We start from the raw sequence: 11,400 nt of genomic DNA, 5'->3' as shown, positions 1-11,400 counted from the left end.
CCGCGACGTCTTCGCCACCTACGGCATCTAACAAACCATGATCAAACCGGACACACCCGAACAACGCCGGGGCCGTGCACCTGCTGCCCCACCTTCCGGTCCTTGGGTTCCTGAACAACACCACCGCGGTACGCGTCCCCTTGTCGGTCGCACGAAAGTCGCGCCTCCGCCAAGGCGACGTACCAGCCCCGCATCAGCCGCCGTAGGGCCGAACCGGCCAGAGGCGCGGGTGTCAGGTTGGTGTCAGGTGCGGCGGTGTTCGCTTTCGGAGTCGGCCTGCACAGCGTCGGGGTGGCGCTTCAACCTCAGCAGAAACACGCCGGTGGCGAGCGCGAGGATGATGGCGCTGATCCCGACGGCGGTCATCGGCTCCGTCTTCTCAGCGTCGATGACGATGACCTTCCTGGAAATCGCAATGATCGCCACAATCATGACGACCTCCACGCGGTCCACGCGTTCGTGGAAGTATGTCTTGACGATCGCTTCGAAAAGTTCGACGCCGATCACGACCAGCAGGAATAGACCGAACAGGTCGAGCAGTTCGTTGATCTCCAGGATCATCACGGGCGGGCTGGTGATGTCGTTGAACAGCACCCATGCCAGTTCAAGCACCGAGAGAACCAGGACAACGGCCAACAGCAGCAGCAGGACGCCGATGACGAGTCGCTCGAAACGTCTGATCCACCGGCTTGCCGTCATGGTAGGAGGACCCGTCGTCTGTCGTGTCCGGCGCGTCGGCAGCACCGGCAAGGGACAAGAATCACCGCACCCATCCGGGACCTACGGCGAGCCCCGTGTGCGGCAAGGGCATGGCATGCCGGGTTCGGCAGGCGGCTTTGGAAAACGCACGAACGGACACGCAGGCAGCACGCCCGAGCCGACGATCGCCACCACGTCTCACGCAGGAATACGACAACCGATGTTCTACGTTCGACACCAGCCGTGCGAGGTGGTCGGAGCCGACATCCCAAGAGCGCGTTGAGGTCTTCACAGAAACCCGTCAGCGGTTCACCCTCGAGACAGCGCCACTTTGAGTGTTCCGGTCTGTCCTGGCTGGGAGAAGGCGTCATAGGCCCGCATGATGTCCCCCAGCGGAAACCGGTGGGTGATCATGTCGGCGGTGTCGATCCGCCCGGCGGCGACCATCCGCAGGAGGGTCGGGATGGAATAGGTGTCCACCAGGCCCGTGGTAATCGTGATGTCCCGAATCCAGAGCTCCTCCAGATGCAGCGTCGCCGGCTTGCCGTGTACCCCGATGTTCGCCACCCGCCCACCCGGTCGGACCAGGGTGAGGCAGAGCTCGAACGATGCCGGCACCCCTACTGCCTCCAGCACCACGTCTGCCCCGAGCCCGTCGGTGACCGAGCGAACCACCTTCAGCACGTCGTCTGGCTTGACGACGATGTCCGCGCCGAGTTGCGTGGCCGCCCGCAACCGGCCGTCTGCCTTTTCGACCACGATGACGCACAACGGCGAGAACAGCCGGGCTGTCCAGATGGCCGCGAGTCCGATGGGGCCAGCCCCCACGATCACCACTGTGTCGCCCGGGGTGACCTGACCGTTGAGCGTCCCCACCTCATACGCCGTGGGCAGAACATCAGCGAGGATCAGGGCGGCCTCGTCGGAGACGTCGTCCGGCAACGTGTACGTGGACAGGTCCGCGAACGGCACCCGGGCCAACTCCGCCTGCACCCCATCGATTTGGTGTCCCAGGATCCAGCCGCCCCCGCCCAGGCACTGGCCGTACCGTGCCTGCCGGCAGAAACGGCAGCGCCCGCAGGCGGAGATGCATGATGCGAGCACCCGGTCGCCCGGCCGTACGGTGCTGACCGCGGCGCCGACCTCGGTGACCGTGCCGACCGCCTCGTGTCCGAGAACCCGCCCGGCCTGCACCTCGGGCACGTCTCCGCTCAGGATGTGCAGATCGGTGCCACAGATGGTGACGGCGTCAACCCGGATGATCGCGTCGGTGGGATTCACGACCTGTGGGTCCGGCACCTCGTCCCAGGACCGCTTCCCAGGACCGCCGTAGACTAGCGCCCTCACCTTGGTTACCTCCCCACCCCATTCGAGTGGCTGGTTGGACGCACTCAGCATCTCAATCGGACTGCCACGCCGCCCGAGAACCGGGAAACTCACCGGACGACACGGCGCGCGTCGCAATTTGGGGTCTACCTGCTCAAGGAACAGTTCCGGCAGGTCATCGCGGTCAAGGGCGCAGACGGCCGGCTGCTGCTGCAGGGCTGGCTGCGCTGGGCAAGCCGGTCGAAGCTGGCCCCGTTCGTCAAACTCGCCCGCTCGATCCGCCGTCATCTGCCAGCGATCCACAACATGCTCGACAGCGGCCTGTCCAACGCCCGGATCGAGGCCAACAACGTCCACCTGCGCGTCCTGACCCGCCAGGCCTACGGCTACCGCAGCGCCCAAGCGCTGATCACCATGGCCAACCTCCGCCGCGGCGGCCTGTGCCCACCACTACCCGGACGATCATGAAACCCCACCCACGAGAACATCAGTAGACCCGGATTTCGGCGGGCTTGCCGCAAGGCCGCCCGGACATTTGCGGTCATCCTGTTGGCCACGTCCTGGCTGCACGTCGGGATCGGGCACCTTGTATCGAGGTCTCGCCTCCAGCAAGCGCGAGGGTTTGAATACATCGGGCGAAGTCCTGCGGACGTTCGCCGATCGGCGTCATCATGGCAAAGGGGATTTGACGTGCGATGGGGGTGTCTGCCCATGTCCCAGATCTGCTCGGTGCGGGCGCGCACCGGTCGCAAGGCCGTCGAACGAGTCGACGCGGGCTCTACCGCTTGTCTGGACAGCGCTGGTCGCGTTTCGATGGCCGAGCCGAGCACGCGGGGCGGATGCCTGTGGACAATCGCCGTCGGCGCAGTTGTGCCCACCGTGCGAGGGCCGCGGGGCAGGCGACCGTGTCTGTAGTCAAGGAGCATCACACGCTGGCAGCGCACGACGTGGTCGTGCTGCTGGAGACCGACGCCGAGCGCGGGCTTTCCGCTGAGGAGGCGTCGCAGCGGCTGCAGCGGTTCGGACCGAACGTGCTTCCCACTGCGGCCCGCGGGAACGCGTGGATGCGGCTGCTGCGTCAGTTCCATCACCCGCTGATCTACGTCCTGATAGCCGCGGGAGTGGTCACCGCCGCGTTGGGCAAGGGCGTCGACTCCGTCGTCATCTTCGCCGTGGTGGTCGTCAACGCCCTCATCGGGATGGTGCAGGAGTCCAAGGCGGAGGCCGCGTTGTCCGCGTTGCGGTCCATGGTTCGCACGCAGGCCCGGGTGGTGCGTGACGGTCACGAGCGCCAGTTGGCCTCGGAGGAGATCGTGCCCGGTGACCTCGTTCTGGTGGAGGCCGGTGACAAGGTGCCGGCCGATCTTCGGGTGGTGCGCCTGGCGGAGTTGCGGGTGGATGAGTCCGCCCTCACTGGCGAGTCCGCCCCTGTCGTGAAGGACGAGGTGGCCGTACCCGAGCCCACACCCGTTGCGGACCGGCGCAACATGGTCTACTCCGGCACACTCGTGAGCGGGGGTTCTGGGGTGGGTGTGGCCGTCGCCACGGGGGCGCAGACCGAGATCGGTCAGATCCATCGTCTCGTCGGGGCCGCGCAGACGCTGGCCACTCCTCTGACGGCGAAGCTCACCCGGTTCAGCCGGCTGCTGACCGTGGTGATCCTCGCTCTCGCCGCGGTGACGTTCGCCGTTGGCGTGCTGCGAGGGCAGCCTGTGGTCGAGACGTTCACCGCCGCAGTGGCACTGGCTGTCAGCGCGATCCCCGAAGGGCTACCGGCGGTGGTGACGATCACTCTCGCGATCGGCGTCGCCCGCATGGCGCGCCGGCGGGCGGTCATCCGACGGCTGCCGGCGGTGGAGACGCTCGGCAGCACGACCATCATCTGTTCGGACAAGACGGGCACGCTCACCGAGAACCAGATGACGGTACGGGCCGTCGTCACGCCCGACGGCGCCTACGAGGTCACCGGTGCCGGCTACACCCCCGAGGGGGAGCTGCGCGACCGCGACGGCGCTCCCGCAGCAGTCGCGCACGACCACGCGCTGCGGTGGTGCCTGCGTGCCGGCGTCGCCTGCAGTGACACCAGCATCGTCCGCGACGACCGCGGGTGGCGCGTCATCGGCGATCCCACCGAGGCAGCCATGATCGTCGCTGGTGCCAAGGCAGGCGTCACGCCGGCCGAAGTCGGCGAGGAGTTCCCACGCGTCGCAGTGGTCCCGTTCAGCTCCGAGAGGCAGTACATGGCCACTCTCCACCGCGAGCGGGCCACCGGCGACCATGTCGCGCTGGCCAAGGGTGCCGTGGAGCGCATCGTCGCCATGTGCACTCACCAGATGGGCGCCGACGGCTCGGTCCGGCCGCTGGACGAGGATGCGGTTGCCCGCGCCGCTGAACGCCTTGCCGGCGGTGGGTTGCGCGTGTTGGCCACCGCTGTGCGGTCCGGCGCCGATCCCGAGGAGTTCGAGGCGCGCGAGGGGGCCGTCGCGTTGGTGTTGACGGGGTTGCAGGCGATGCTCGACCCGCCCCGAGCCGCCGCAGCCGCCGCCGTCGCGGCGTGCCACACTGCCGGAATCACGGTCAAGATGATCACCGGCGACCACGCGACCACCGCCACCGCCATCGCCCGTCGGCTCAAGCTTCTTGGCGACGGCCACAACGAGAGCGATCACGGCGATGGGCGGGTGTTGACCGGTACCAGACTGGCCGCACTCACCGCCGAACAGTACCCGCCCGCTGTCGAGCGGGCGCAGGTGTTCGCCCGTGTCTCCCCGGAACAGAAGTTGAATCTGGTCGAAGCGCTCCAGGCGCGCGGCCACGTGGTAGCCATGACCGGTGACGGCGTCAACGACGCGCCGGCGCTGCGCCGCGCCAACATCGGCATAGCCATGGGGCAGGCCGGCACGGAGGTCGCCCGAGATGCCGCCGACATGGTTCTGACCGACGACGACTTCGCCACCATCGAGGCAGCCGTGGAGGAAGGCCGCGGGGTGTTCGACAACCTCACCAAGTTCATCGTCTGGACGCTGCCCACCAACATGGGCCAGGGACTGGTCATCCTCGTGGCCATCCTGTTGGGCACCACGCTGCCTATCGTGCCCACTCAGATCCTGTGGATCAACATGACGACCGGTCCTGCTCGGGCTGACGCTCGCCTTCGAGCCCAAGGAGGCGGGCATCATGGACCGGCGGCCACGCGACCCCGGCCAGCCGCTGCTGACCGGTACTCTCGCGGCGCGGATCCTGCTCGTGTCGATCCTTATCGTCGGTGGAGCCTGGTGGCTGTACGAATGGGAGCTAGCCCGGGGCGCGGAGCTCGCCGAGGCCCGCACCGCCGCGATGAACGTCGTCGTCGTGGTCCAGATCTTCTACTTGTTCAGCTGTCGCTCGTTGACCCGCTCGATGTGGCGGATCGGCCCGCTCAGCAACCGGTGGATCCTCGCCGGTGTCCTCGCGCAGGCGGTTGCCCAAGCCACCATCACCTACCTTCCGGCTATGAACAGCCTGTTCGACACCGCCCCCATCGGAGCCGAGGTATGGCTGCGCATCGCCGGCGTCGGGGTGCTCGCATCGATCATGGTCGCCATCCAGAAGGGTCACCTCCGGGGCCGTGTCAGCCGCCTGCCCCAGCAATAGCCGCAGCAACCCCCGCGGTCGCGGTGACAGCCCGGCGCGCTGAAACGGGCACCTGTCGCCGCCAGGGAAGACACCCACGCCGGTAGTTCCACGACCGCGGGCCGCCGGGACCGAGAAGGGCCAGCCGGACGCGCCGACGATGCTGCAGAGAGTTCCTGGGTCTGGCCGGCCGCGACATCGACGACGGGTCCGCACCCAGGCGATACCGCGGCGCAGCGCTGCCGAACCAGGCAGCTGGTTCTGACACTCGCCCGAAACGGATCCGGACCCGCTGGGAGGACACGAATGCCTGACCAACGCTGCCCGCTGTGCGCCTTGGCCCGCGGCGACGATTGGACACTGACCTACGAGGGCTGCGACCCCGTCAACGAGGCAACCCGGGAGGCATTGCTGACCCTCAGCAACGGCTACCTGGCAACCCGGGGCGCGGCGTCGGAAGCCCACGCCAACGGGGTGCATTACCCCGCGTCGTACATCGCCGGGGTGTACAACCGGCTCTGCTCCCGTACTGCGGGACGCGAGCGGGAAGACGAGAGCATCGTCAACCTGCCGAACTGGCTGCCGCTGACGTTTCGGCCCGCCGACGGCGCGTGGTTCGGGCCCGGCACCCACGAGCTCATCCACCATCACGTCGCACTGGACCTGCGTCGTGGGCTGCTGCTCAGGGAAGTGGTCGTGCGCGACGCGCAGCAGCGCCGCACACGGATCAGCCAGCAGCGCCTCGTGTCCATGGCGCGGCCGCACATCGCGGCGATGCGCACCGTCATCACCCCGCTGGACTGGTCCGCCGCGCTGCACATCCGCAGTTTCATCGACGATCAGGTCGTCAACGACAACGTCGCCGAGTTCGCCGCACTGGCCAAGCGGCACCTCGACCCGCCTCTGGCCACCGGCCGTGACGGCGACGTGCTCTGGCTGGTGACGCAGACCACCCAGTCCCGCATCCGCGTCGCCCAGGCCCTGCGGACCTCGCTACACGTCAACGGCGTCCCGCCCGCGGCGGACCCGGGTACCGTCAGCGGCACCGGGCGGGTGAGCCACGACTTCACCGTCCCCGCCTCGGCGGGCATACCCATCGAGATCGACAAGATCGTGGCCGTCTACACGTCCCTGGATCGGGCGATCTCCGAGCCGCTCGACGCCGCCCGGCGGGAGGTGGCCGACGCCGCTGGCTTCTCCACGGCGCGAGACGCGCACGCCCTTGTCTGGGGGCAGATCTGGCGGCGGCTGCGACTGTCCTTCGACGGCGCCGGGCTCGACCAGGCCCAGCTCGCCCTCAACGTGCACCTGTTTCATCTGGCGCAGACCCTGTCCCACCACAGCGCCGACCTCGACGTGGGGGTGCCGGCGCGGGGCCTGCACGGCGAGGCCTACCGCGGCCATGTCTTCTGGGACGAACTGTTCGTCTTTCCGCTGCTCAACCTGCGGATGCCCGAGCTGACCCGGGAGCTGCTTCTGTACCGGTACCGGCGGCTGCCGCAGGCGCGCCGGCTCGCCGCCGGCCTCGGGGCGGCAGGCGCGCTGTTTCCCTGGCAAAGTGGCAGCGATGGACGCGAGGAGACCCCCCGCTGGCTGTTCAACCCGCGGTCACGGCGCTGGATGCCCGACCACTCACGACGGCAGTACCATGTCAGCCTCGCCATCGCCTACAATATCTGGCACTACTTCCAGGTGACCGCCGACGTCGACTTCCTCACCGCTTACGGCGCGGAACTGCTCGTCGAGATCGCCCGATTCTGGGCTAGCCAGGCTGGCTTCGACCCCGCCGACGGTCGCTACCACATCAACGGCGTCATGGGGCCCGACGAGTTCCATGACGGCTACCCCGACAACCCCGGTGGCGGCCTGAACGACAACGCCTACGTCAACATCATCACCTCCTGGATGTTCGCCCGCGCCCTCGACATCTACCGGCTTCTTGGCGGACACCACACCGACGACCTGTGGGAACGGCTGAAACTCGGCGACCGCGAACTCGACCAGTGGGAGCGAATCAGCCGCAGGCTGCACGTGCCGTTTCTGCCCAATGGTCTGCTCAGCCAGTTCGCCGGCTACGACGACCTCGACGAACTCGACTGGGACACCTACCGGACCCGCTACGGCAACATCAAGCGACTCGACCTCATACTCGAGGCCGAAGGCGACACCACCAACCGATACAAAGCATCCAAACAAGCCGACGTGCTCATGCTGTTCTATCTGCTCAGCGCCGAGGAACTCACCGCGACCCTCCACCGCATGGGCTACCGCTTCGACCCAGCGACGATTCCCGCCACCATCGACTACTACGTCGCCCGCACCAGCCACGGCTCCACACTCAGCCACGTCGTGCACGCATGGGTCCTCGCCCGCGCCGACCGGCGAGCCTCCTGGCACCTCTTCCGGGAAGCCCTCGACGCCGACCTGTCCGACCGCCAAGGCGGCACCACCCGCGAAGGGATCCACCTCGGTGCCATGGCCGCCACCGCAGACATCCTGCAACGCTGCTACCCCGGCCTGCAGGCCCGCGACGGCGCCCTCTGGCTGCACCCGCTGCTGCCAGACCCCCTCACCAACCTCACCTTCGACATCCGCTACCGAGGACACTGGCTGCGGTTTGAGATCACTCCCGGCCATCTGACGGTGCACGCGCTACCCAGCGCCGCCCCACCCGTCACCGTGGTCATCGATGACCAGCCACACCTCCTGCACAGCGGCATCCACCTCACCGTCGACCTCACTCCAGATGGCCCGGCCACCGCCCGAACCCGCGGCCAGCGAGCTGTTCACGGGCGTGATCGAAAGCAGAGCGGATAAGCGCGGGCCCGCCGGTTGTGCGAGGAGGCGTGTGTCGGCTCGCCCGCAAGGGTTGCTGCTGACGTACCGGTTCCTGCTCTGATCGATGACGACCGCTGGACCATCCGGCTCGGTGCGGTTGCAACACGGGCGTGTCCGCTGTTGGAGTGGTCTAGCTGCACCCCCAGAAGGATCCGGACGCGAGCGTCCGCAACTGCGACGATGACCTCGACGAACGGGTGACCGTAGGATGAGCCGGCAAGACGGCCTACCGCCACGCGCCTTGGAGGCTTCTGCGTCGGCCCTTGCTCCCATCAGGGTGCGGCGACTCGGGTAGCTTCCTTGATCCAAGTGGTCGCTGCCGGCCGGGCAGGCGTCACGAGGCCGGCTGCCACGACTGGCCCGACGGGGAACCGCCAGCGGGGCGGCGGCAAAGTCAGGAAGTGACTTCGGGCATCCCAAGGCGGGCTCGGCGCAGCTGCGGCAGGCCCCACACCGCCACACCGATGACCAGCGCGGTCATTGCGACTGCCCCCGGCGCTTTGACCAGGCGGGCCATTGTGCCGTCCGGCAGAGTTAGGACAGACGCGATCGCGCAGGGCGCCACAAACCAGGTGGTCCGTGCCGCCGACACCGCGAGCAGCGCCAGCGGCCAGGTCGCGTACCAGGGGTGAAACACCGGCGCCAGGGCGACCGTGCCGGCCAGTGCGAGCCCGCCGCACAGGAGCGCCACCCGGGGCCGGGCCGTGTTCACGCGGGCCGCCCGCTGCCGGACGTCGTTGAGGCCGCGCAGCATCGACCAGGCTCGCCACCACAGCATCGCCAGGAACACGACCAGTAGGAACATCGCCACCGCCCGGGTCAACGGCACTGCGGCCCGATCTCGGCCGGCCCATTCCCACGCGTAGTCGATGACCATGCCCACGGCGGTCGGGGGCGAGGTCCACTGCTTGGAGTCGCCGCTGCGGCTCAGCCCGCGGATCCAGCCGAGGCCGAGACCGGAGAGCAGCGACGTGCCGGCCAACGCGGCGAGCACACCGGCGGCCAGCCAGCCGCCGTCCCGCAGCAGCGACCGTACGGTGTACCGGCCGAGCACCGCCGCCAGGGCCGCGAACGGCAGCACCACCAGCGCGGTCGCCTTCACCCCCACCGCCAGCCCCAGCAGCACCCCGGCGACCAGCAGCGCGCGCGGCCTGCCGGGAAAGCGGACGAGCACCAGCAGGCCGAGCAGCAGCAGCCCCAGCATCACCGCGTCGTTGTGGGCGCCGGCCACCAGGTGCACGCCGACCAACGGGCCGGCCAGCGCCAGCCAGACCGCCCGGCGGGTCGGCACGCCCGCGGCCCGGGCCAGCCCGAGCAGGCACAGCGCGGCGAGCAGCACCCCGGCCACGGCGATCAGCCGCAGCACCACCACGGTGCCGACCAGCCCGCCGCCGAGCGTCACCGCCAGCGCCGCGAGCAGGACGAAGACCGGCCCGTACGGCGCGGGCGTGTCCCGCCAGATCGGCGCGACCGCGTCCACCCACGGGCAGCCGGCCGCCGCCACCCCGGTCGCGTACGGGTCGACGCCGTGCGCGTACGCCCAGCCCTGGCAGGCATACGAGTAGACGTCCCGGCTGCCCAGCGGCGGCGCGACCAGCAGCGGCACCGTCCACAGGCCCGCCGTGCGGTACGCCCAGCCGGTCGACGGCGCACCGGCGCGCAGCGCCCACCAGGCGCCGGCCAGCAGGCCGGTGCCGAGCAGCCAGAGCAGGACGGTCAGCGGACCGTCCGCGGAGCGCCACACCTGCTCGGTGGTCGCCCCGGGCAGCGCGCCGCCGACGTACCCGGCGACGGCCAGCAGCACGGCGCCGGCCAGACCGGCGTACCGCGCGACGCGCGCCCGACCGAGCCTAGCCGCCGTCTGGGCCCCACCAGGCGAGCCGGTCTTCGGGGTCTCACCGGACGACCCGGCCTTCAGGGGCGCACCCCGCGAGGTGGCAGCATCGACCGCGCTGAGCGTACCCGACGAGGTCCGGGTTTCCTTCACCGGCGTGCCCCTCCCGTTTCGTCGTCGGCCGGCCGACGGGCCGCTCGAGACGGCCGTACCAAACGGACCGTCACCAGGATCACCACCGGCGTCGATCGTCAGCAACGGAGCCGGTAGCAGTAGCGGGTCGGTGGCGGCTCACGGGCAGGTCGTCAACGGGATCTTGTCCAGGGCGCAAACAGGACGCCGTGGTGTCACCTGCCGGAACCAGCCGATGGCGACTAGAGCGGTAAACCTCACAACAGCCGGAACGGTTTCGGGGACGCGCTGCGGAATACTGGGCCGGCTCCCATGTGGCGCTGGCCCTGCCTGCCGGATGAGTGAGCATGTGATCCACCTGTGCCTCCTCATGGGGTTCAATCGAAGGAAGGAAAGGTGCCTCGGGGGGGCGATGGCGAACGCGTCGCGGAACCTCAGGGGGTGTGGATGAGCTTTTTCGTCGACCAGCCGTTGGCCGATGATGGCGCGCAGGGACCCTGTGTCTTGCCAGGCCGTGATCGCTGACAGCAATCACTTGGATACCTTAGTGGTCGGCGGCGGGTCGGCGGCGAACGACACGACGGCGTCGAAGCCGAGGGGGCCGGTCATCGCCAACGCCGTCTTGGTGAACAGGTCGGGCACGGTGAGGTGTCCGAGTAGGGGTGTAACCGGTCTGGCCTGAAACGCCGAGCCCTGGAGGGCTTGGCGGGAGGACAGGCTATGACTGCAGATCATCGAGTCTGTGCTGAAAACGATGGATACCAGTGGTAGGCGCAGCAGCTCGTGGCGCAGGCCGTCGCTGAGGCTGTGGACCTGGTGGGTCCGGATGTGTCGCTGTCCTCCAGGCTGCGGGCGTTGACGAGTTTGCGCACCGTGGCCAGGCCCGGGTTCGACGTAATTCGGCGGGCCTGGAGGTCCTGCGAGGCGGAATGCGCTGGTCGGCGGGTCGCGAGAGGCAG

Annotated in this window: 5 protein-coding genes and 1 pseudogene; 3 read left to right on the top strand and 3 right to left on the bottom strand. The window is 68.8% G+C overall.

The window, feature by feature from the left end:
* Positions 1-243: 243 nt before the first annotated feature.
* Both AC1WTP_RS33630 and AC1WTP_RS33625 read right to left on the bottom strand, forming a co-directional pair.
* On the bottom strand, positions 244-699 hold the full coding sequence (locus AC1WTP_RS33630) for a phosphate-starvation-inducible PsiE family protein (RefSeq protein WP_109903260.1): 456 nt from the start codon (positions 697-699) through the stop codon (positions 244-246).
* 309 nt (positions 700-1,008) lie between these two features.
* Positions 1,009-1,980 (bottom strand): alcohol dehydrogenase catalytic domain-containing protein, encoded by a 972-nt coding sequence (locus AC1WTP_RS33625; protein WP_481653256.1) that lies wholly within the window; start codon positions 1,978-1,980, stop codon positions 1,009-1,011.
* Positions 1,981-2,076: 96 nt separating this feature from the next.
* Here AC1WTP_RS33625 and AC1WTP_RS33620 point away from each other — a divergent pair, with 96 nt between their 5' ends.
* From AC1WTP_RS33620 to AC1WTP_RS33610, 3 genes and pseudogenes are all read left to right on the top strand, one after another.
* Positions 2,077-2,493 carry a transposase gene (locus tag AC1WTP_RS33620; protein WP_109903262.1) on the top strand — a complete coding sequence of 139 codons (417 nt, stop codon included), beginning with the start codon at positions 2,077-2,079 and terminating at the stop codon, positions 2,491-2,493.
* A gap of 437 nt (positions 2,494-2,930) precedes the next feature.
* A pseudogene (locus AC1WTP_RS33615) lies at positions 2,931-5,658 on the top strand (HAD-IC family P-type ATPase).
* Positions 5,659-5,943: 285 nt separating this feature from the next.
* Positions 5,944-8,454 (top strand): glycoside hydrolase family 65 protein, encoded by a 2,511-nt coding sequence (locus tag AC1WTP_RS33610; protein ID WP_481653255.1) that lies wholly within the window; start codon positions 5,944-5,946, stop codon positions 8,452-8,454.
* A gap of 415 nt (positions 8,455-8,869) precedes the next feature.
* Here the strand turns inward: AC1WTP_RS33610 and mptB are convergent, their stop codons facing one another.
* Positions 8,870-10,393: a polyprenol phosphomannose-dependent alpha 1,6 mannosyltransferase MptB gene (mptB, locus tag AC1WTP_RS33605; RefSeq protein WP_481653257.1), complete on the bottom strand. Its 1,524-nt coding sequence runs from the start codon at positions 10,391-10,393 to the stop codon at positions 8,870-8,872.
* Between the last annotated feature and the right edge of the window lie 1,007 nt (positions 10,394-11,400).

Source organism: Micromonospora sp. R311, assembly GCF_056780015.1.
The sequence above is the reverse complement of the archived record's forward strand: the minus strand, read 5'-3'. Positions and strand labels throughout refer to the sequence as shown.

Bases quoted from the DNA above. Each gene is read 5' to 3' on its own strand.
- AC1WTP_RS33630 (WP_109903260.1), bottom strand. From the start codon at position 699: ATGACGGCAAGCCGGTGGATCAGACGTTTCGAGCGACTCGTCATCGGC.
- AC1WTP_RS33610 (WP_481653255.1), top strand. From the start codon at position 5,944: ATGCCTGACCAACGCTGCCCGCTGTGCGCCTTGGCCCGCGGCGACGAT.